Raw genomic sequence first — 23,967 nt, 5'->3', positions numbered from 1 at the left:
TAAAACATGGGATATTACGACGGACCGAATTTAAATGAAGAGCATAGTGAAACGAGAGAAATGAAAAAATCAGGTAGTAAAAAAGGATATTTTTTCACAGGTTTAGTTGGAGCTGTAGTCGGGGCGGTTTCGATTAGTTTTGCAGCACCTTACATGCCGTGGATGCAAAATAATGCAGCAGTTTCGTCATTCAATTCTAATCAACAAGTAGAAGGTACTGTAGCTCCTGTTGTTAATAAAGTGAAGGGCGAAACTGATTTGCCAGGCATGATTGAAGGCGCAAAGGATGTTGTAGTTGGTGTAATTAATATGCAGAAGACTATTGATCCGTTTGCGATGCAACCGGCAGAACAAGAGCAAACAGCTGGTACAGGATCAGGTGTTATTTATAAAAAATCAGGAAATAAAGCATATATTGTAACAAATAACCACGTAGTAGACGGTGCAAATAAACTTGCTGTTAAACTGAGCGACGGAAAGCAAGTTGATGCAAAATTAGTTGGTAAGGACCCTTGGTTAGACTTAGCAGTTGTAGAGATTGATGGATCTACTGTTAATAAAGTTGCAACGTTAGGTGATTCCAGTAAACTTCGTGCTGGTGAAAAAGCAATTGCAATTGGTAACCCACTTGGATTTGACGGCAGTGTAACGGAAGGTATTATCAGTAGTAAAGAACGTGAAATTCCAGTAGATATTGATGGAGACAAACGTCCAGACTGGCAAGCACAAGTTATTCAAACAGATGCAGCGATTAACCCTGGTAATAGTGGCGGTGCATTATTTAACCAAAACGGTGAATTAATTGGAATTAACTCAAGTAAAATTGCACAGCAAGAAGTTGAGGGGATTGGTTTTGCAATTCCAGTTAATGTTGCAAAACCAGTTATTGAATCGCTTGAAAAAGACGGAGTAGTGAAACGACCAGCTCTTGGTGTAGGTGTTGTTTCATTAGAAGATGTGCAAGCTTATGCAGTAAATCAATTAAAAGTACCAAAAGAAGTAACAAATGGTGTTGTGTTAGCTAAAATTTATCCTGTGTCACCGGCAGAAAAAGCTGGCTTAGAGCAATATGATCTTGTAGTAGCATTAGATGATCAAAAAGTAGAAAATTCACTTCAGTTCCGTAAATACTTATATGAAAAGAAAAAAGTAGGCGAGAAAGTGGAAGTTACATTCTATCGCAACGGTCAAAAAATGACGAAAACAGCTACATTAGCAGATAATTCAGCTACAAAGAATCAATAAATATAAACTTTAATCAGTGGAGAGTTCTCTTCCTTCTGCTTATTAGCGTACATCAATCGGAATAAAAGAAAGTCTCTTTCATGTTGAAAGAGACTTTCTTTATCGGATATAATAAAGGTATAGGAGGGATTAATTATGACAATTGAAAACCCAACTCGTACGGAAATTGGTGAAGTATTGAAGAAAAGTAAAACGATTGCAGTTGTTGGATTATCAGATAAGCCAGAACGCACATCATATATGGTTTCAAAAGCAATGCAAGATGCTGGGTATCGCATTATTCCAGTAAATCCAACAGTAGATGAAGTACTCGGAGAAAAGGCGGTTTCTTCACTGACGGATATTAAAGAACATGTGGATATCGTAAATGTATTTCGTCGCTCAGAATTTTTAAAGGATGTTGCGAAAGAGTTTGTAGAGATTGATGCAGATGTTTTCTGGGCACAACTAGGAGTACAAGATGAAGATACATATAAACTTTTACAAGAAAAAGGCTATACAGTAATAATGGATCGTTGTATTAAAGTAGAGCATGTAATGACAAAATAGTATAGACTTTAAAGATAGAAAGATTGATTCAGCCCTCGCTTTTTACATAAGTAGGGCGGATGAACGAGGTGTTCATCATGAGATTTTTTAAAGGCTGTTTTTGGGGATTGTTACTTGTTATCCCGTTTTGGATATTGATCATTTGGATCATGATAAAGGTCTGGAATGTATAATGTTGGAATACATATCCATTTCTCGTTGACAAACGATTATTTTTCTGAAATAGTAGCCTAGAGGAATCCTTGTGAAAAAAACAAGGATTTTTCTATTGAAAATAGTATATAAAAGAGATAAGATAACTTGCCAAAACTATAGTCGAGGCGTTATTCTATAATAGAAACATATGTTCTTATTTGATTAGGAAAGGGGCAAGGAGTTTGGTTAAGCATCAGTTCCAATATAATGAAGATGCAATTCAAGTGTTAGAAGGACTTGAAGCCGTTCGAAAACGCCCGGGTATGTATATCGGGAGTACGGATAGCCGTGGATTGCATCATTTAGTATATGAAATAGTAGATAACTCCGTTGATGAAGCATTAGCGGGATTTGGCGACGAAATTTCTGTCGTAATACATAAAGATAATAGTATTAGCGTAATTGATAAAGGGCGAGGAATGCCTACGGGAATGCATAAGCTTGGAAAACCGACACCTGAAGTTATTTTAACTGTACTTCATGCTGGTGGTAAGTTTGGCCAAGGAGGCTATAAAACGAGTGGTGGTTTACACGGTGTTGGGGCATCAGTTGTAAACGCCTTGTCAGAATGGCTAGTAGTAACGATTAAGCGTGATGGTAGAATTTATGAACAACGCTTTGAAAATGGTGGTACTCCTGCAACGACGTTAGAGAAAATCGGGAAAACGAAAGAGTCTGGTACAACGATGCACTTCAAACCAGATACAACTATTTTCAGCACAACAAATTATAATTATGAAACATTATGTGAGAGATTACGTGAATCTGCATTCTTATTAAAAGGAATGAAAATCTCGATAAAAGATGAACGTAATGATTTAGAAGATGTGTTTCATTATGAAACAGGAATTGAGGCTTTCGTTTCATACTTAAACGAAGAGAAAGATTCGATTCATCCAGTTGTATATTTCTCGGGTGAGCAAAATGGAATTGAAGCAGAGTTAGCGTTTCAGTTTAATGATGGTTACTCAGAAAACATTCTTTCGTTTGTAAATAATGTACGTACAAAAGACGGTGGTACACACGAAGCTGGATTTAAAACAGCAATGACACGTGTGTTCAATGAGTATGCTCGTAAAGTTTCTTTATTAAAAGAAAAAGACAAAAATTTAGAGGGTACAGATATTCGTGAAGGATTAGCTTCGATTGTTTCTGTACGTGTACCAGAAGACGTACTCCAGTTTGAAGGGCAAACGAAAGGGAAACTAGGTACAAGTGAAGCTCGTTCTTCAATTGATGCAATTGTATCTGAGCATTTAGCTTACTTTTTAGAAGAAAACCCAGATGTAGCTACACTTCTTGTGAGAAAGGCGATTAAAGCAGCGCAAGCACGTGAGGCTGCTCGTAAAGCGAGAGAAGAAGCACGTACTGGTAAGAAGAAGAAAAAATCAGAAGGTACTTTAAGCGGGAAGTTAACACCTGCGCAATCACGTAATCCTCAGAAAAACGAATTGTATTTAGTAGAGGGTGACTCGGCTGGTGGTTCAGCAAAGCAAGGGCGAGATCGCCGTTTCCAAGCGGTGCTACCATTACGTGGTAAAGTAATTAACACGGAAAAAGCAAAGCTTGCTGATATTTTTAAGAATGAAGAGATCAATACGATTATTTACGCAATTGGCGGCGGCGTAGGGAATGAGTTCGCTGTTGAAGATATTAACTACGATAAAGTTGTTATTATGACCGATGCAGATACGGATGGAGCACATATTCAAGTGTTACTACTGACGTTCTTCTACCGTTACATGAAACCACTTATTGAAGCTGGTAAAGTATTTATCGCACTTCCACCTTTATATAAAGTAAGTAAAGGAAAAGGGAAAAGTGAAGTAATTGAATATGCATGGTCTGATGAAGAATTAGGTGGTGTAACGAAAAAGGTCGGTAAAGGCTATATGTTGCAGCGCTATAAAGGACTTGGCGAAATGAATGCCGATCAATTATGGGAAACAACGATGAACCCTGAAACACGTACGTTAATTCGTGTAAAAATTGACGATGCATCAAGAGCTGAGCGCCGAGTTACGACATTGATGGGGGATAAAGTAGAACCTCGCCGTAAATGGATTGAGCGTAATGTACAATTTGGTATGCAAGAAGAAGGAAATATTTTAGAAAATGAAATGATTATGGAGACGGAGGTGGAATAACATGCAGGCAGAGAAGTTTCATGACCTCCCGCTTGAAGACGTGTTAGGTGACCGCTTTGCACGTTATAGTAAATATATTATTCAAGACCGCGCGCTTCCAGATGCGCGTGACGGTTTAAAACCGGTACAAAGACGTATTTTATATTCTATGTATGTAGAAGGAAACGTACATGATAAAGCGTTTCGTAAATCAGCTAAAACAGTAGGTAATGTTATCGGTAATTATCATCCACATGGTGATTCCTCTGTATATGAGGCGATGGTCCGTTTAAGTCAAACTTGGAAAGTACGTAATGTTTTAGTTGAAATGCACGGAAATAACGGTAGTGTTGATGGGGATCCAGCAGCGGCAATGCGTTATACGGAAGCACGTTTATCACCAATCGCATCTGAGTTATTACGTGATCTTGATAAAGAAACAGTAGAATTCGTGTCAAACTTTGATGATACGAGTGAAGAACCTGTTGTATTACCGGCAATGTTCCCGAACTTATTAGTGAACGGATCTACAGGGATTTCCGCTGGTTATGCAACTGAAATTCCACCGCATCATCTTGGAGAAGTAATTGATGCTACAATGATGCGTATCGATCAACCGAATAGTTCTGTGGAGGACTTGTTAACAGTTATTAAAGGACCAGATTTTCCTACAGGTGGTATTATACAAGGGATAGATGGCATTAAAAAAGCGTATGAAACAGGTAAAGGTAAAATTATTATTCGCGGAAAAGCAGAGGTTGAAACGATTCGTGGCGGGAAGCAACAAATCGTTATTACAGAAATTCCGTATGAAGTAAATAAAGCGAATCTTGTTAAGAAAATGGATGAATTACGTATAGATAAAAAGCTAGATGGAATTGCTGAAGTACGTGATGAGACAGATCGTACAGGTCTTCGTATCGTTGTAGAATTAAAAAAAGAAGCGAATGCTGAAGGTATTTTAAATTATTTATATAAAAATACAGATTTACAAATTCCATACAACTTTAATATGGTAGCGATAAATAATCGTCGTCCGACACTTATGACATTACCTAAGATTTTGGATGCATATATTGGGCATCAGAAAGAAGTTGTTACGAGACGTTCACAATATGAATTACGAAAAGCAGAAAATCGTCAACATATTGTAGAAGGTTTAAAGAAAGCATTATCAATTTTAGATGAAGTGATTGAAACGATCCGTGGGTCTAAAGATAAGCGTAATGCGAAAGATAATTTAAGTGCGAAATTTGGATTTACAGAGGCGCAGTCAGAAGCAATTGTTTCACTGCAATTATATCGTTTAACGAATACAGATATTACAGCACTAGAGCAAGAAGCAGCGGAACTTAGTAAGAAAATTATAGAGTTACAGACGATTCTACAAAGTGAAAAAAGACTTTTTCAAGTTATTAAAACAGATTTGAAGAGAGTAAAGAAAACATATAGTGATAATCGCCGTGCGATAATTGAAGAGGAAATTGAAGAAATTAAAATTGATGTGGAAGTTATGATTCCGCAAGAAGATGTCATCGTTACTGTAACGAAAGAAGGCTATGTGAAACGAACAGGTTGGCGTTCGCATAATGCATCGAACGGGAAATACTTCGGTATGAAAGAGGGTGACATCTTACTTGAGCGTTTCGATACAAACACGACAGAAACCGTTCTTTTATTTACGAACAAAGGAAATTATATTTATCTTCCTGTGTATGAAATGCCAGAAATTCGTTGGAAAGATTTGGGTCAACACGTTGCGAATCTTGTTTCACTCGAGCGAGATGAATCGTTAATTTGGGCAACAGTCGTACCGAATTTTGAAGAAGAAAAACGATTTATCGTATTTGTTACACGAAACGGTATGATTAAGAAAACAGAATTAAACCAATATAAAGTGCAGCGTTATTCACGGGCGTTCGTTGCTGTAAACTTGAAAAAAGATGATGAAGTTGTTGATATATTTGCGACAGATGGGACAAGTGATATTGTTCTTGCAACACATGGTGCATATGCACTTGTATTCAATGAAGAAGAAGTAAGTCCAGTTGGTGTAAGAGCAGCTGGTGTGAAAGCAATTAACTTAAAAGAGGATGACTACGTTGCTTCTGGTAAACCGTTAAATGGTGAAAAAGATCAACTTATTCTCGTTACGCAGCGCGGTGCTGTGAAACGTATAAAGGCATCGGAAATTGAGAAATCAACGAGGGCGAAGCGAGGCCTTGTAATTTTTAAAGAGTTAAAACGTAATCCGTACCGCATTGTCGGTATTGAAATTGTTCGAGATGACGAATTAGTTTACATGAAGACAGCGAAACACATTGTAGAAGAAATTGATCCGAAAGCGTTTCGAAATAAAGACCGGTATAGTAACGGTAGTTTAGTACTAGATGTTAATGATACTGGTGAAGTAATTGAAACGTGGACGAAGAAAAGAACGGAATAAAGGGAGCATCTTGCTATGAATGATAGCAAGATGCTTTTTTCTAAGCAAATCATTATGTATATAAAAATAATCTTGTTATAATAATGAAATGAAATCGTTATCACAAATGGAGGGGCAGCATGAAAAAAATAGGTGTAGGGATTGTAGGATTTGGATTTTCTAGTACAACATTTCACATCCCGTTATTACAAACGATAGAAGAGTATGATATTCGTGCTATTTTATCATCAAAAGAAGAAGTAGTGAAACAAACATTACCAAATGCTGAAGTTGTTGGTACAATTGATGAATTAGTAAACCGAGCTGATATTGACTTAGTCGTCATTACTTCACCGAATACAACTCATTTTCCATATGTAAAAGAAGCGATTGTACACGGTAAGCATGTTGTTGTGGAAAAACCATTCGTTGTTTCAATTGAAGAGGGAGAAGAACTTATTTCATTAGCGAAGCAACATAATGTCGTTTTAAGTGTGTATCACAACCGTCGTCTTGATAATGATTTCTTAACGATAAAGAAATTATTACAAGAAAATAGAATAGGGAATGTATACGCATATGAAGCGCATTTCGATCGTTTCCGCCCACATGTACGTGATCGCTGGAGAGAAAAGAATTTACCAGGTTCAGGAATTTTATATGATTTAGGATCGCATTTAATGGATCAAGCATTATCATTATTCGGGAAACCAGATGCGATAAATGCAGATGTAATAAAACAACGACCAGGTGCAGAAATTGATGATTATTTTCATGTTGTACTTCACTACGGAGTAAAGCGTGTCATTTTACATAGTAGTAGTTTTGTGAAACAAGCTGGACCACATTTTACACTGCATGGAGATAAAGGTTCTATCGTGAAGTATGGTATGGATTCACAGGAAGAACAATTAAAGACTGGAATGAAGCCAGGGGATAATGGTTATGGAGCAGACCCTGAAGAGAATTTTGCTATTTTAGAAACAGAAGAAGAGTTAGTACGTATTCCAACAGAAGTCGGCTGTTATGACATGTATTATAAAGGTGTAAGAGATAGTATTGTAAATGGTGAGAAACCACCTGTAACAGCAGAAGAAGGCTTGGAAGTTATTAGACTTATTCAATTGGCAATTGAAAGCAGTGAAACTGGTAGAGTCATTTCTATAAAATAAAAAAGACACGATTCAGTGTCTTTTTTTATTTTTGCGGAACAGAAAGTCCGTAAAAGAACATCGTAACTATATCTTGTATATGTTTTTCTCGATCTCCTTCAAGAAGCTGTGCCCCGAAATCATCACCTAATTTAGTGAACATTTGAATGTACAGTAACATCATTTCTTTTGAAAGATGAGGATTAATTTCATTTTTGCGCTGTGCTTGTTCTAATATTTCTAAATACCAAGGCAGGATTTTTTCGTGTTGATAACTATAAATAAATTCTCGGAGCTCTTCGTCTTTTTGCATCATTTGTAGTAGCATATCAGGCTGAAATAACCCGCCCGTATTCATTTTTCTTACAATCATTTTTTGCATCATATCATGAAACGGTAATTTTTCTTCCGCAAGCTCTTTATAATATTGAAATTCAGATATTATAAATTCTTGTATAATCTCCCTAAATAACGCATCTTTACTTCCAAAATGATTATAAATTGTAACTTGAGAAACGTTTGCTTTTTTTGCAATATGTTCTATTTTTACTTCATTAAATCCGCGTTCTGAAAATAATATAAAGGCCGCATCTTTAATGGCACGTTTTTTCTTTTCTTTCACTTTTTCAAAGCCGTTCAAAGTAATCACCTCATTTAAAATATACAAGAAAAAATAATTGAAAACAATATTTTTGAAATATGGACATATAAATATTTCAAAAAGTTGTTGCGAATATGAAAGATGAGGAGTACAATAATTTTGAAATATCACACATTAAATATTTCAAAAAATGAGGTGGGCTTATGATTTCAGTTCAAAATGTCACAAAACAGTTTTCAAATGGGAAAGGCTTGTTTGATATTACATTTGAAGTGAAAGAAGGGGAAGTTTTTGGCTACTTAGGACCAAATGGTGCCGGGAAATCAACAACGATCCGTAATTTAATGGGATTTATAAAACCGACAGCTGGTAAAGCAACGATTTTTGGATTAGATTGTTGGGAAGATGCTGCGAAAATTCAAAGAGAAGTTGGCTATTTACCAGGAGAAATTTCTTTTATTGAAGGAATGAATGGATTAGAGTTTTTAAATTTGATGCAAGGAATGCGTGGGTTAAAAGATATAAAAAGACGAGATGAATTAATAGAACGTTTGCAATTCGATGTGAAAACACCAATTCGAAAAATGTCTAAAGGAATGAAACAAAAAGTAGGGATTGTTGCTGCATTTATGCATGATCCAGAAGTATTAATTTTAGATGAACCAACATCAGGACTCGATCCACTTATGCAACAAGTATTTATAGATTTAATATTAGAGGAAAAGCAAAGAGGGAAAACAATCCTTATGTCATCACATATTTTCACTGAAATTGAGAGAACTTGTGACAGAGTAGCTATTATTAAAGATGGGCGTCTTGTAACCGTAGAAGATATTCATGATTTACAAGGAATGCGAAGACAAGTAATAGATGTAACAGTATCATCTCAAGAAGAAATCGAGTCTCTTAAACAATGTGATTTGCAATTTGAAGGGGTGAAAGGTAGAGAGGCGTCAATTATTGTGCAAGGAAACTACCAAACAGTTTTACAAATACTTTCAAACTATAATGTAACGGCACTTCAAACGAGAGCGACGGATTTAGAACATTTATTTATGCATTATTACGAGAAGAAAGAAGGGATAAAGCATGAATAAACAACTATTTTTAGCTAGTTTGAAAGAAACTCAAAAAAGTATATTGAGCTATGCTACTGGTGCAGCTCTTTATTTATGGTTATTAATTTGGATATTCCCATCGATGGTTTCAGCGAAAGGTTTAAATGAATTAATAAGTGCCATGCCTGATAGTGTAAAAAAAATCGTTGGAATGGAAAGCCCAATTCAAAATGTAATGGATTTTTTAGCTGGTGAATATTATAGCCTATTGTTTATTATCATTTTAACAATTTTTTGCGTCACGGTTGCAACACATTTAATTGCTCGTCATGTAGATAAAGGGGCGATGGCATATTTATTAGCAACACCTGTATCAAGGGTGAAAATTGCAATTACACAAGCTACCGTTCTCATATTGGGATTACTAATTATTGTAATTGTTACTTACGTAGCGGGCTTATTAGGCGCAGAATGGTTTTTAAAAGATAATAATTTAAATAAAGAATTATTTTTGAAAATAAACATAGTCGGAGGGCTTATATTTTTAGTAGTTAGTGCCTATTCATTTTTCTTTTCCTGTATATGTAATGATGAAAGGAAGGCACTTAGCTATTCAGCAAGTTTAACAATCCTATTTTTCGTATTAGATATGGTAGGGAAATTAAGTGATAAGTTAGAATGGATGAGAAATATATCCTTGTTTACATTGTTTCGTCCGAAAGAAATTGCTGAAGGAACATATAATATATGGCCGCTAAGTATAGGCTTAACTGCTGGAGCGCTTTGTATCTTCATAGTAGCAATTGTAGTGTTTAGGAAGAGGGATTTACCGTTGTAAATTAGAAAGTCCACTGAGAAAGTGGGCTTTTTTCGTTTTTGTAGGAAAGAGATTTCTAAAATATACATTATTTATTAACGACAATCTACAGTCTGTTTATTAGAAAACATAATATACACTATTAAAATAGTGTATATGTAACGATGGAAAATGATATTAAAAAACTATATAGAATTTTTATGAATATTACTGTAAAAAAATAATTTTTTAAAAATTTTCAATAATAACACTTTACAAATATTAAAAAATTAGTAGAATAAGAGGTAGTAAGAATCGTCTGATAAATATATAAAGAAAAACAGAATTATCAGAAAATTCTTAAATAGATATCGTTTAGAATTAGGGAGGGTACAGAAAATGAAAAAGAAAAAAATGAAAAAACTAACAGCAGTTGTAGTACCGGTTTTAGCAATGAGCATGGCATTAACAGCATGTTCTACATCAGGCGGAGATAAGAAGACAAGTACAAACTCAAGTGGAGATAGCAAGTCAGAGGGAAAATTAGCGGCAAAACAAGTTTTAAATCGAACAGTAACACAAGAGATTCCAACGATGGATTCTTCTAAATCAACAGATACAGTATCTTCACAAATGCTAGGGAATACGATGGAAGGATTATATCGTCTTGATAAAGATAATAAACCTATTCCAGCTGCGGCAGAATCTAGTACAAAAAGTGAAGATGGTAAAAAATATACATTTAAACTACGTAAAGATGCAAAATGGTCAAATGGTGATCCAGTAACTGCGAAAGATTTCGTATATGCTTGGCAACGTCTATTAGATCCAAAAACAGCTGCTGAGTATGCATTTATCGCATTCCCAATTAAAAATGCAGAAGTGGTTAATAAAGGAGAAAAACCTGTAACTGAACTAGGAGTGAAAGCGGTAGATGATCTTACGCTTGAAGTTGAGTTAGAGCAAGCAGTACCATATTTCTTAAATTTAGTGGCATTCCCATCATACTATCCATTGAATGAAAAATACGTAAAAGAAAAAGGTGAGAAGTTCGGCTTAGAGTCTGATACAACAGTTTATAACGGACCGTTCGTTCTTAAAGATTGGAAGCATGAACAAGGATGGCAATTAAAGAAAAATGATCAATATTGGGATAAAAAGACTGTAAAACTTGAAGAAGTTAACTTCAGTGTTGTAAAAGAGGCAGCAACGCTAATTAACTTATATGATAGCGGTCAAGTTGACTTTGCTTTATTAAATGGAGAGTTCGTAGATAAATACAGAAATAAGAAAGATGAATTCGGAACATTTTCACAAGTAAGTACGTACTTCATTCGTATGAACCAAAAACGTGATGGACAAGATACACCATTAAAGAGCAAAAAATTACGTGAAGCAATTGCACTTTCTATCGATAAGAAAAATCTAGCAAATGTAATTTTAAATGATGGATCAAAAGAAGCTGACTTCTTAGTACCAAAAGGTTTAGCAACTGGACCGGACGGTAAAGACTTCCAAGAAACGTTTAAAAATGGTTTGAAACCAGATGCTAAAAAAGCGGCTGCAGCTTGGGAAGAAGCGAAAAAAGAGCTTGGTAAAGATCAAGTTACAATTGAATTCTTAAACTATGATACTGGTAATGCGAAAAAAGTTGGAGAATATATTAAGGACCAAATTGAGAAAAACTTAAAAGGTGTAACAGTTAACATTAAACTTCAACCATTTAAGCAAAAACTAAAATTAGAATCTGAGCAACAATATGATATTTCATACGGTGGTTGGAATCCGGATTATGCAGATCCAATGACATTCTTAGATATGTTTGAGTCTAAGCATTCTCATAACCAAATGAGCTTCTCAGATCCTAAATATGATGCAATGGTGAAAAAAGCTGGTACTGAATTAATGGGTGATGCGAAAAAACGTTGGGAAGAGTTAGGGAAAGCTGAAAAAACATTACTTGAAGAAGATGTAGCGATTCTACCTTTATATCAACGTGGAGATTCTTATGTTTTACAACCAAATGTAAAAGGTGTAGTAAAACATAATATCAGTCCAGAATTTAGCTTTAAGTGGGCATATGTGACTGAAAAATAATAGAGTTGAAAAAGCATTTTAAAGTAGCTTAGCTACTTTGAAATGCTTTTTTTAGTGAGCTTAAAATACTAATTTTTAGTTCAGTTAAATAGAGAAGAATAAGGCGTATAGTACGGACATATAGTAGATGGGGGATAAATCATACTAAATTACGAAGATTAAAATCAGAATATTTAAAATAAAACTATTTACAAATGCGAAAAAAAGAGTAGAATAATATTAGTTATAATTTTCAGAAAACTAATTGTTAGCAAGGGGTCTCTCAAGGGTTGGTATTGTACATATAATTGGGGAGGATACAAAAATGAAGAGAAAAAAGATGAAAAAGTTAACAGCAGTTGTAGTACCAGTTTTAGCGATGAGCGTTGCATTGACAGCGTGCTCTGGGTCAGGTGGGGAGAAGAAAACGACTACTACATCTAATAGTGGGGAAGAAAAAAAATCTGATATTAAATATGCAGCGAAGCAAGTATTAAATCGTACGGAAAACCAAGAAATTCCGACGATGGATACTTCTAAATCTACTGATACGTTAGGGGCACAAATTTTAGGGAACACAATGGAAGGTTTATATCGTCTTGATAAAGATAATAAGCCTATTCCGGCTGCTGCAGAATCAAGTACGAAAAGCGAAGATGGTAAAAAATATACGTTCAAACTGCGTAAAGATGCGAAATGGTCAAATGGAGATCCTGTAACAGCGAAAGATTTCGTATACGGATGGCAGCGCTTACTTGATAAAAATACAGCGGCAGAATATGCGTTTATTGCTTATTATATAAAAAATGCCGAGGCAATTAATAAAGGTGAAAAACCTGCAACGGAATTAGGTGCAAAAGCGGTAGATGATTATACACTTGAAGTAGAATTAGAAAAACCGGTACCGTACTTCTTAAATTTATTAGCATTCCCGTCATACTATCCTTTAAATGAAAAGTTCGTAAAAGAAAAAGGAGAGAAATTCGGTTTAGAAGCAGATACAACGGTGTATAACGGGCCATTTGTAATGGCATCGTGGAAACATGAACAAGGTTGGCAGCTGAAGAAAAATGATAAGTATTGGGATAATAAGACTGTGAAATTAGAAGAAATTAATTATAGTGTAGTAAAAGAAGTTGCTACGAAAGTAAATTTATATGATACAGGATCAATTGATTTCACACTATTATCAGGAGAATTCGTAGATAAATATAAAGCGAATAAAGATGAGTACGGTGAGTATGCAGAATCAAGTACATTCTTCTTACGTTTAAATCAAAAGCGTAACGGACAAGATACACCATTAAAGAGCAAAAAACTGCGTGAAGCAATTGCGTTATCAGTTGATAAAAAGGGCTTAGCAAACGTTATTTTAAATAATGGATCAAAAGCAACAGATCAATTGGTTCCAAAAGGGCTTGCGACAGGGCCTGACGGTAAAGATTACCAAGATACGTTTAAAAATGGTCTGAAACAAGATACGAAAAAAGCAGCAGCTGCATGGGAAGAAGCGAAAAAGGAACTTGGAAAAGATCAAGTTACAATTGAATTACTAAGCTATGATGATGGAACTGCGAAAAAGATTGCTGATTATGTTAAAGATCAAATTGAGAAAAATTTAAAAGGTGTAACGATTAATACGAAAATTCAGCCGTTCAAACAAAAATTAAAATTAGAGTCAGCGCAAGATTATGAAATCTCTTATGCAGGCTGGAGCCCAGATTATGCGGATCCAATGACATTTATTGATATGTTTGACTCGAAGAGCCCGTATAACCAAATGAGTTATTCGAATCCAAAATACGATGAAATGGTGCAAAAAGCAGGTAATGAATTATTATCTGATCCGAAGAAGCGCTGGGAAACGTTAGGAAAAGCAGAAAAATTATTCCTTGAAGAAGATGCAGGATTAGTTCCTTTATATCAAACAGGAAGATCATATGTAATGAAACCGAATGTAAAAGGAATTGTGAAACACAACATCAGTCCAGAATATAGCTTTAAGTGGGCGTATGTAACTGAGGATGGCGGAAAGAAATAACATGAAAGCATTTCAAAAGTGGCTAATATGCTTTTGAAATGCTTTTTTTGTATGGATAGGAGAATAAGGATCATGGAATTTTTGAGAAATGTTGAGGTTGCTTTTAATATTCTACTGTAGGATGGTAGAAGGAATTCAATAATTGGATAGATGAATGATAGTTAGAGATTTCATTTTTATAAGAAAAATATAGAACTTAGCAATAGAGAAGAATAAGAGGAGATATGTTTACATATAGTAGACGGGGGATAATTCATATAGTAGTTAAAACCACAAGTTACTATAATAAAAGAATAAATATTTAGAAAATTTACAAAAATACTTTACAAAACTCAAAAAGATAGTAGAATATTAATTAATAAGAATTTTCTGATAACAAAAGTTAGTAGAGAATCTCTAACTGTTAATATCGTACATATAATTGGGGAGGGTACAAAAAAATGAAGAGAAAAAAGATGACAAAATTAACAGCGGTTGTAGCACCAGTTCTAGCAATGAGTATGGCATTAACAGCTTGCTCTGGATCAGGGGATAAAGATAAGGCAAGCACAACGCCGAAAAGTGGCGAAAAAGAAGGCGGGAAATTAGCTGCAAAGCAAGTAATGAATCGTACAGAAACGAATGAAATTCCGACGATGGATACTTCGAAAAATACAGATACGTTAGGTTCTCAAATTTTAGGAAACACGATGGAAGGGTTATATCGTCTAGATAAAGATAATAAGCCAATTCCAGCTGCGGCAGAATCTAGTACGACAAGCGAGGATGGCAAAAAATATACATTCAAATTACGGAAAGATGCAAAATGGTCAAACGGTGATCCTGTAACAGCGAAAGATTTCGTATTTGCATGGCAACGTCTAGTAGATCCAAAAACAGCTGCTGAGTATGCATTTATTGCATATTATCTTAAAAATGCAGAGGCAATAAATCAAGGGAAAGCAGAAGTTTCTAGATTAGGTGTAAAAGCGGTAGATGATTATACACTTGAAGTTGAACTAGAAAGACCAGTACCGTATTTCTTGAATTTAATGGCATTCGCGTCTTACTATCCATTAAATGAAAAATTCGTAAAAGAAAAAGGAGATAAATACGGTTTAGAGTCTGATACGACAGTTTATAATGGACCGTTTGTGCTTACCGATTGGAAACATGAGCAAGGATGGAAATTAAAGAAAAATGATCAGTATTGGGATAAAAAGACAGTGAAGCTGGATGAAATTAATTATAGTGTAGTAAAAGAAGGGGCTACTAGAGTAAATTTATATGATACAGGTGCAATTGATTTCGCACTTTTATCAGGTGAATTTGTTGATAAGTATAGAAACAATAAAGAGGAGTTTGGAGCATATTCAGAAACAAGCACGTTTTACTTACGTTTAAATCAAAAACGAGGTGGGCAAGATACACCGTTAAAGAGCAAAAAATTACGTGAAGCAATTGCATTATCAATTGACAAGAAAGGTTTAACGAATGTAATTCTAAATGACGGTTCAAAACCAGTGGATTACTTAGTACCAAAAGGTTTAGCAAGTGGTCCAGACGGTAAAGATTTTGCAGAAACATTTAAGAATGGTTTAAACCAAGACTCGAAAAAGGCAGCAGCAGCTTGGGAAGAAGCGAAAAAAGAAATTGGAAAAGATCAAGTGACAATAGAGCTATTAAATTATGATACTGGTAATGCGAAAAAAGTTGGGGAGTATGTAAAAGATCAAATTGAAAAGAATTTAAAAGGTGTAACAGTAAATATTAAACTTCAGCCATTTAAGCAAAAACTAAAATTAGAATCAGAACAAGATTATGATTTCTCATATGGCGGCTGGAATCCAGATTATGCGGATCCAATGACATATCTTGATATGTTTGAAACGAAAAATTCGCAGAACCAGATGAGCTATTCAAATTCAAAATATGATGACATTATTAATAAAAGTAAGACGGAATGGATGGCTGATGCAAAAAAACGTTGGACAGAGTTAGGGAAAGCAGAAAAATTGTTACTTGAAGAAGATGTAGCGCTCGTACCTTTATATCAAAGTGGTAGATCATATGTTATGAAACCAAATGTAAAGGGAATTGTGAAACATAATATTAGTCCGGAATATAGTTTCAAATGGGCGTATGTAGAAGAGAAATAATAAAAGAAAAAAGCATTTTCAAGTTGCGGTATTATAGCACTTGAAAATGCTTTTTTTTCTGTGCACTATTTTTTTATGGATGAATATATGTATTATAGAAAACTCAAAGGAGAATCTCATGAAACGAAACACATACATCGATTTTCTAGCTTACTACGGAATAGGGAGTGCTCATCCTGGTGGTTTTACGTTAACAAAACAATTATTATCTCAATTGCCACTTAAAAGTGGAGCTAGTGTCCTTGAGATAGGTTGCGGCACGGGGAAAACAGCGGCGTATATGACAAAAGAATTGGGTTATAAAGTGACAGCGGTTGAAAAGAATGAAATTATGATTCAAAAAGCGAAAGATAGATGGTTGTTTGATGGTTTGAATATACAATTGATTCAAGGAGATGTAGAAGGATTACCGTGTTTAAATGATTCATTTGAGCTTGTACTTGGAGAATCTATACTCGCTTTTACAAATAAAGAAAAGGTTATTTCGGAATGTTATCGTGTATTACAGAAGGATGGAAAGCTTGTTGTCATTGAAATGATTACCGAAAAACATATTGAGAAGAAAGAGGAGGAAAAGATTGGACAGTTATACGGTATGAAAGAAGTATTAACTGAGAATGAGTGGATTCATTTATTTAAAGCAGCAAATTTTAAAAGAATTACAATTGCGGGTGGCGGAACTATTGCAGAAACAGTTGCAGGACATATGGAAGAGCCAGAGTGGAATGTATCACCGTTTATTCCAGAAGAATTGTATGAAGCGTGGGTGCAACACGAACAAGTACTGCTTATGTATCAACATATTTTAGGACATCGCATTTTTATATGTGAAAAATAGAGAAAAAGAGTTGGCTAAAGATAGTCAACTCTTTACTATGTTAGATGAAAAATAATGCAGCCAAAGTAATTCCAAAAATAAAGCCAAATCCGAGTTCAAGGCCCCAGCCACCGCCGCAACTATTGCACCCACGACCACCGCACCCACAGCCACTAAATCCACCAATGAATCCACCACCGCATCCAAATCCACAGTTATCACATCTGCTAATACCACCGCAAATATCACATCCGCCGTTTGAATATGCGTTATAGTATCCGAACCCTGTATCAAAGGATGAGCGCTGCTGCATTGGTTCAATCCAAACGGAATCATTTGTTACATCGATTATTTTGCCTAAGTGAACGCGACCATCACGATCTTCAATTCGAACAACTTTACCGAAATAACGTTGGCATGTATCATAACATCTTTTTCTATGCATGTTCTTTCCTCCTTCAGTATTACCGTAATACGATATGTAAGCAGGACAAGTGCGGCTTGTACGAATGACCTATCTCTCATAATTGTTATACGAAAGGGGAAATATACGAACAGGATACATAACGAGGAGGAAGAGAAATGAAATCTACAGACCAATTTCAGACGTATGAAGTCCCTTGGGAAGAATTTATTGAAGCATTGCGAGGGGAAATGAAGAAACAAGTAGGGGCCGATATTATTGATACGGTCGTATGTAATTTAAAAGATGGTTTTGAAGTGTATACATATGTACAAGGAGATTTGGATTTCGAGTATACAGAAGCTCTTGAACGAAAATATGGGAGTGATGCGAAAATACCTAATTTGTTAACAGTTATGCTGGTAGCTAGCATTTATAATACGGGTGAAGAGAATATACGTTTACATGCAGATAATAAAGATAATCCAATTGTTGAGGTATATGTGAAGAAGTAAAGAGTGCGCTAATTATAGCGTGCTCTTTATTTTTTGTATTGAAAAGAAAATCAAACTTTAATGGTGGAATTTATAGCGGGAAAAGTATGAAAGCTATGCGTTATTTCAGATATATAATAAGGAAAAAACTCGAAATAAAATATGAGAGTAGTTCATTTTTGTTTACATAATGTAATTGTTGTGAACTGTTGTCCTAAAATACAAGTCATATATCTTGTTTCCCCTCATAAATTTAAACATAGGAATTTGTCTGCAAAGGTGGCGAAGCCTCATCATGAAAATTCGAATTTGTGCCACGTTCATGTTGTTTCTATTTATATGTTTACCTTTTTCAGCTTTTGCAAAAGGAGAGGAGGCGAAGGAAAGGGTCGTTTCACTTGTATATGATGATTCGGGCAGCATGAGAAATAACGATCGCTGGAAGTATGCCAATTACGCCTTGCAAAGTTTAGTTGCGCTATTAGATGAGAAAGATAAATTTTCTTACGTTCCAATGAGTAAGCCAAATGATCCGTTAAACATTTCGTTAACAAAGGATCAAAGGCAAACAGAAATTAATGGAATCGGCGCGTGGAAAACATATTTAAATACTCCATTTAGCGCAGTAGAAACGGCGATGCAATCTATAAAGAAGGAAGCAGATATAGATGGGAAACGTGAATTTTGGCTTATTGTATTAACTGACGGGGCATTTAATGATTTGGAGAAAGATAAGGTTGGCGGAAAAGAACAAATTACACAGAAGTTAGCACAGTTTAAGAAAGAGATGGATTCTAAAAAGATCTCTTTGCACCCAGTCTTAATCACGATGGAAGAGGATTTAGGGCAGCAAGAAAAAGAGCAGTTAAATACGTTTAAAGAGATTTGGAAAACAGAAATGAATGGAGTTGTCATGCCGTCTAGCGGTGAGGATGGTATTGTACAAAGTGTGAATCAAGTGGCAGCATTAGTTGCTAATCGTGATCCATTTTCTTCTGTTGAATCGATTGTCAAAACGAAAATAGTAGGGAAAAAAGTAGAGATTACAACACCGTTTCCATTAAAGCGTATGACGCTTGTACGACAATCACCTTCTTTGTCTAATTATAAAGTTATGCAACTTTCCAAACCGTTACAATTGCAGTCTTCTTTTTCTATACATGCACCAGGAGAAGCTAAATTATTCGGAAATATAGTGCATGTAAGTACAGCGAATCAGGAAGTGATTAAGCCAGGGACATATACGATAGAAGTGGATCAGGACATTGAGAAAGAGGGATTACAAGTACTTGTTGAACCAGCGCTTAACTATACTGTTTCTACGTATGACAAAGATGATAAAGATAGAAAAAATGTTGAGAAAATGTATGAAGGTGTGACAGCTGTTATTGAAGCGAAACCTACTGAATTACCAATTCAAATTTCTTATTTCGAAGCAGAAGTAGAAATAGACGGAAAGCAGTATCCGATGAAGTGGGATGATAAAAGACATGTGTTTTATTACGAGACAAAAGTTGGTAAAGAGTTAGTACGCGGGAAAGTCCATATGAATATAAAGGGATTTTATAGACAGACGAAAGAATTCAAGATTGAACCAGCTGAAAAACCAAAATTAACACTTCAAGCTGTTACGAAAGATTATGAAGAAAAGGTAACAAATTTAGAAAATAGTAAACCATTTATTTTACAGCCACAGTTAAATGGTAAACCGATGACAGAAGAGGCTGTAAAGAAACTATTAAAATCTACTGGTGTCACATCGAATCAATCGATCAACTATGAATTAAAACAGCATGGTAGTCAAGTTTATGTTTATCCTCGACCTTATTACTCCGACACATTCAATTTTACAGATACCGGCACCGTAGAGGCTACCATCACGATCAATGATTCAACATTACAAGAAGTAAAGGAAAAAATCGTACTGCACATTGAAAATGCGCCTTTTTTTGAGAAGTATGCGCTCGTTTTTAAATTTGTAATTCCTATCACTTTATTACTTTCAATAGTAGGAATTATTATTTTAGGATGGATTGTTCGTCCGAGATTTCATAGGAAAGCATTACTATATTACGAATGGGATCAAGAAGTAGCGAAAGATTGGCTTTATCAATCTGAACCAGAGTTACTTAAAAATAAATGGTGGAAGCACTATTTTGGCATTCCATTCCGAGCAGAAAGAAAGACTGTGCAATCTGTAACATTAATAGCGAAAAAAAGATCGAAATCTATATTTGTAGCAAAAGAATCGCAAGTGGTTGGGATGATTATTGATGGGATGTTTATAACAGAGGAAGAGGTAGGAATGGAGCATAAGACGTTGTATCCAAATGAACTTTTAGTAATTGATAGAGGATATGGTAAGGAGATTTACCGGTACGAATGTGAATAGTAGATAGGGTGTAAGAGGGGCGGAGGAGGCCCGGCTCTCTTTATTCTTCTTTTCAAACAAGCAAGAATAGGAAGGTGGTTCACATGACATTACAAGTTCCAACAATTTTAATTGGCTTAGGTGGAATCGGTAGTACTGTCACACATCAAATATATGAAAGATTACCTGAGGAGCGTCGTAAAAAGGTAGCGATGCATGTATTTGATACAGATGTGAATACATTGAGTAAATTTGATCATATTCGGAAGTTTAAGACGCAAACGAGCTCGAGTAAAACACCGAGAGAGTATATTGCGGGAGATCCAACGATTCCAGAGTGGTTCCCAATGGACCCGACTATACTTGATAAACCGTTAACAGAAGGAGCGGGACAGTTACGTGTCATTTCTCGTTTAGCGTTGCGTGCAGCGATGAAAGAAGATAAACTCACATCGTTTTGGCAAGAAATCGAGAAGATTTTTCCAGTTACAAGTGATCAGACGGAATATGGTGTACGTGTCATTATTGTAACATCACTAGCTGGCGGAACAGGCTCAGGGATGTTTTTACAAATCGCATTATATTTGCGTGAAATGCTCCGGAAAAAATTGCAGCATCACAACATTTTAATTCGCGGTGCGTTTTTAATGCCAGATGTTTTAGTTAAGACGAGAACGGTTAGTGCGAAAGAGTTTGAAACTGTGCAAGCGAATGGTTACGCATCGTTAAAAGAGTTGCACGCTATTACGCTCGGGTCGACTGGTGAATTATCAAAACGAGGCGGCGTAACGATTGAATTAGAATATCGTCCTGATCAAGTGGATGAAGATGGAAGAACAAATCATACGATAAAGCAGCATCATTTACCGTACAATTATTGTTTCTTATATGATTATGAAAATTTACATGGGCACCATTTGCACAATTTATCGGATTATATGGAGCAAATGGCAAATACGATTTATTTACAGTTATTCAGTCCAATGTCTGCAAATCATTTTGCGCAAGAAGATAATCAAATTCAGCAATTGGCAGAATCGAGTGGGAAAGGGAGATATTGCGGAGCAGGAACGGCGAAGCTCATTTATCCGTATGAGCACGTTTTGAAATACTGTGCTTTAAAATGGGCGGTGCAAGGTTTAGATGAATCTTGGCTTCATTTAGATCAACTGTTTCAAGAGAAGAAGCAAAGATATGATCAAGATGTAAAGCGCGGTATGCAGCGTGAAAAGCCAGAGCGCGGGAAAAGTTATTTAGAAGATTTAGAGCATCTTGCTACTCGTCCAGAACAGGCCCATATTTTTTATAGACAAATGTTCAATGAGACGCGCGAAGGGGCAGAGGGCGGTAAGGTCGGTGTTGCAAAATCAAAATTGTTTTTAGATGCTGTCGAAAGCTACGTACACCGTACAGTGCAAAAAGATGAAGAATTAAACCGCCTACAGCATGAGTGTAAAATATCGGCTGCGAAACTGAAAATGATGGAACAAATGAAAGGTGAAGTAGCGAGAGTTGATCATGCGGTTCGTTTATATGCTTATGCGATTCCGAGCCGTGTACATGAGCATGTGACTACACTTTTATATGACATGGTCGAATCAGACCGCTTTATACCGAGTGGCTCAGAAGGACAGTCTTATCAATTAAATACATGGTTTTTAAAGAAAACGGATCCGGTTCATCCTGTCGCAGCACGTTTTATGCTGTATGAAATTCGTAAGCAGTTAGTAGAGAAGATGAATCGACTGCATGAAAATAATGAACAAAAGCGTAATTTAATTCAAAACTACGATAAGAAATTTAATGTGAGTAATATTGATGGAACGGTAACGGCTGTTCGCCGCGTTGAAATTGCCCAGCAACAAGGCTGGGTCGGCAAAATGTTTTATAATCAGCAACGTTTGTTCAAAAAAGAATTTGAAGATATCGTAACGCAATATGTCCACAAATTAAGTGAGTATCGTAAAGAAATGTTATTAGAACTCGTGTATCAATCGCTATACCAAGCAGTTGATAAAATGATCCAATATTGGGAAAGATTCTTTGATAATTTACACGAAACACGTGAAAATTTATTGTTTGAAATCCAAAAGCGAAGCAAGGAATTTGAGGGGAAAACGAACCCGACGAATGTATATGTATTAGCTGAAGAGAAATTGCAAGAAAAGATTTGGCAAGATATGCAGCAACATTTAAATTTAGGTGTATTACCGAAAGATATATCGGCTGAAATTTATATGAGCTTGTACGGGGAATATTGTCGTGATGCGAAAGCCGAAGAAATTCAGTCGAAAAAGGTGGAAGACTTCTATCGTGAACATATATTGAGTTATTGTTATGACGAACTTCAAGTGCGCTATCGTGACAAACTAGAGCTTAATATCGTTGAAGCATTGCGAAAAGAAGCAGATTTCAAGAAACGTGATCGTGATGAATACGTTCGTGAAAAAATTGAAGATCTTTTCCATTTAGCAAGTCCGTTCGTTCCGAAAGTTTCTCATCACAGAGAGTTACAATATTGGGGCGTACATCCTTCTTTAAAACAAGAATTGCAAGAAGAGTTATTGCAAGAAATGTTTAAAGAAAAAGATACGGTAAACGAGGCGTTTTCACCATTTGAAGTGATTTGTTATCGTGCTCATTACGGATTATCGCTACAAGATTTTCCTAAGCTTTCATCTGGACATATTGCGAATGGTTTTATGAACGATAAAGGTGATTATTTTCAATCGTATTATCGCCGCGTGAACAAATTAAATAGTAAAAAATCTAGTTTGACGCCGCATTTAGATAAATATTGGCACTTACCAGCCTTTATGCCAGACTTGAATGCAACGCAAACGAAGTTAGATTACGATAAATGTAATCGTGCTCTTCTATACGCGTATATGTATCGCTGGATTAGCTTAGTTGCTGTTGATGGGCAATTCGTGTATCAATATAACGGTGTCGGCCGTAGCTTTTTAATCCAGTCGATGGGGAAAAATATTTCAAGCGAAAGTTATAAGTTGCACAGAGCATTGCTTCATAATCCGTTTATTTATGAAAATATCTTGTCCAGGTTTGAAGAAGAGCAAGAAAAGGCAATGATACAAGGTGGACATTTATATACACATGCATTTGTATTAGGTGCTCAAGATATTAGATGGCTTCGTAAAGAGCATGTCCATAATATTTTAGATATGATTTTAATGTATGATCGTGAGGCAAAATATGACCCGACGTTAGAAGAAACATCTGACGATTTGTTAAGGCTATTCCTTGATGAAATTGAGTTGTATTTCCAAAACTATTACGGAACAGGTGCAGATATGGTTGCAAAGAAAGAGAAAGAGATGTTTATGAAACAATTGTGGGATCGTTCGTATGCGAAAGGGTATGTGGATCCAAATAGTGCGCCTTATAAAAAATGGCAAAATGTATTACATGTTCCCGATGAAGAAGAAGTGCAAAAAACGAATGTATAATGAGTGAAAAGGGA

At 35.6% G+C, this 23,967-nt stretch carries 16 protein-coding genes; 14 read left to right on the top strand and 2 right to left on the bottom strand.

Going from position 1 to position 23,967, the window contains the following annotated elements:
* Positions 1-6: 6 nt before the first annotated feature.
* The 5 genes from MHI07_RS16210 to MHI07_RS16190 all read left to right on the top strand — a co-directional run bounded on the left by MHI07_RS16210 (position 7) and on the right by MHI07_RS16190 (position 7,712).
* Positions 7-1,245: a S1C family serine protease gene (locus MHI07_RS16210; protein WP_016105821.1), complete on the top strand. Its 1,239-nt coding sequence runs from the start codon at positions 7-9 to the stop codon at positions 1,243-1,245.
* A 135-nt stretch (positions 1,246-1,380) separates the two neighbouring features.
* Positions 1,381-1,794: a CoA-binding protein gene (locus MHI07_RS16205; protein WP_002137699.1), complete on the top strand. Its 414-nt coding sequence runs from the start codon at positions 1,381-1,383 to the stop codon at positions 1,792-1,794.
* A 377-nt stretch (positions 1,795-2,171) separates the two neighbouring features.
* A complete protein-coding gene (gene parE / locus MHI07_RS16200; RefSeq protein ID WP_340825096.1) occupies positions 2,172-4,136 on the top strand; it encodes a DNA topoisomerase IV subunit B in 1,965 nt (654 codons plus the stop codon).
* 1 nt (position 4,137) lies between these two features.
* A complete protein-coding gene (gene parC / locus MHI07_RS16195) occupies positions 4,138-6,561 on the top strand; it encodes a DNA topoisomerase IV subunit A (RefSeq protein ID WP_340825093.1) in 2,424 nt (807 codons plus the stop codon).
* Positions 6,562-6,680: 119 nt separating this feature from the next.
* Positions 6,681-7,712, top strand: coding sequence for an oxidoreductase (locus MHI07_RS16190; protein ID WP_340825091.1), 1,032 nt, complete (start codon positions 6,681-6,683; stop codon positions 7,710-7,712).
* Between the two features lie 25 nt (positions 7,713-7,737).
* On the opposite strand, the gene MHI07_RS16185 is transcribed toward MHI07_RS16190, so the two are convergent.
* Positions 7,738-8,331, bottom strand: a complete 594-nt coding sequence (locus MHI07_RS16185; protein WP_340825089.1) for a TetR/AcrR family transcriptional regulator — start codon at positions 8,329-8,331, stop codon at positions 7,738-7,740.
* Between the two features lie 164 nt (positions 8,332-8,495).
* Between MHI07_RS16185 and MHI07_RS16180 the strand changes: the two genes are divergently transcribed.
* The 6 genes from MHI07_RS16180 (at position 8,496) to MHI07_RS16155 (ending at position 17,239) form a co-directional block, all read left to right on the top strand.
* Positions 8,496-9,389: an ABC transporter ATP-binding protein gene (locus tag MHI07_RS16180; protein ID WP_078174164.1), complete on the top strand. Its 894-nt coding sequence runs from the start codon at positions 8,496-8,498 to the stop codon at positions 9,387-9,389.
* Positions 9,382-10,188: an ABC transporter permease subunit gene (locus MHI07_RS16175; protein ID WP_078174163.1), complete on the top strand. Its 807-nt coding sequence runs from the start codon at positions 9,382-9,384 to the stop codon at positions 10,186-10,188. Before MHI07_RS16180 ends, MHI07_RS16175 begins: the two co-directional genes overlap by 8 nt.
* 357 nt (positions 10,189-10,545) lie before the next feature.
* Positions 10,546-12,243 carry a peptide ABC transporter substrate-binding protein gene (locus tag MHI07_RS16170; protein WP_340825085.1) on the top strand — a complete coding sequence of 566 codons (1,698 nt, stop codon included), beginning with the start codon at positions 10,546-10,548 and terminating at the stop codon, positions 12,241-12,243.
* 304 nt (positions 12,244-12,547) lie between these two features.
* A complete protein-coding gene (locus MHI07_RS16165) occupies positions 12,548-14,263 on the top strand; it encodes a peptide ABC transporter substrate-binding protein (protein ID WP_340825081.1) in 1,716 nt (571 codons plus the stop codon).
* A gap of 440 nt (positions 14,264-14,703) precedes the next feature.
* A complete protein-coding gene (locus MHI07_RS16160; RefSeq protein ID WP_340825078.1) occupies positions 14,704-16,401 on the top strand; it encodes a peptide ABC transporter substrate-binding protein in 1,698 nt (565 codons plus the stop codon).
* A 118-nt stretch (positions 16,402-16,519) separates the two neighbouring features.
* Complete coding sequence (locus MHI07_RS16155; protein ID WP_340825075.1) at positions 16,520-17,239, top strand: class I SAM-dependent methyltransferase; 720 nt, start codon at positions 16,520-16,522, stop codon at positions 17,237-17,239.
* Positions 17,240-17,279: 40 nt separating this feature from the next.
* Here the strand turns inward: MHI07_RS16155 and MHI07_RS16150 are convergent, their stop codons facing one another.
* Positions 17,280-17,663, bottom strand: coding sequence for a hypothetical protein (locus MHI07_RS16150; RefSeq protein WP_340825071.1), 384 nt, complete (start codon positions 17,661-17,663; stop codon positions 17,280-17,282).
* A 137-nt stretch (positions 17,664-17,800) separates the two neighbouring features.
* On the opposite strand from MHI07_RS16150, the gene MHI07_RS16145 reads away from it, so the two are divergent.
* The 3 genes from MHI07_RS16145 (at position 17,801) to MHI07_RS16135 (ending at position 23,953) form a co-directional block, all read left to right on the top strand.
* The gene (locus tag MHI07_RS16145) at positions 17,801-18,136 is read left to right on the top strand and encodes a hypothetical protein (protein WP_340825069.1); all 336 of its coding nucleotides are present in this window, start codon (positions 17,801-17,803) and stop codon (positions 18,134-18,136) included.
* Between the two features lie 274 nt (positions 18,137-18,410).
* Positions 18,411-20,507 carry a vWA domain-containing protein gene (locus MHI07_RS16140; protein WP_340825067.1) on the top strand — a complete coding sequence of 699 codons (2,097 nt, stop codon included), beginning with the start codon at positions 18,411-18,413 and terminating at the stop codon, positions 20,505-20,507.
* 83 nt (positions 20,508-20,590) lie between these two features.
* On the top strand, positions 20,591-23,953 hold the full coding sequence (locus MHI07_RS16135; RefSeq protein WP_340825065.1) for a tubulin-like doman-containing protein: 3,363 nt from the start codon (positions 20,591-20,593) through the stop codon (positions 23,951-23,953).
* Positions 23,954-23,967 lie beyond the last annotated feature (14 nt).

Source organism: Bacillus sp. FSL H8-0545 (assembly GCF_038006105.1).
Classification (GTDB): Bacteria; Bacillota; Bacilli; order Bacillales; family Bacillaceae_G; genus Bacillus_A; species Bacillus_A cereus_U.
This window is presented reverse-complemented; position numbering and strand designations above follow the sequence as displayed.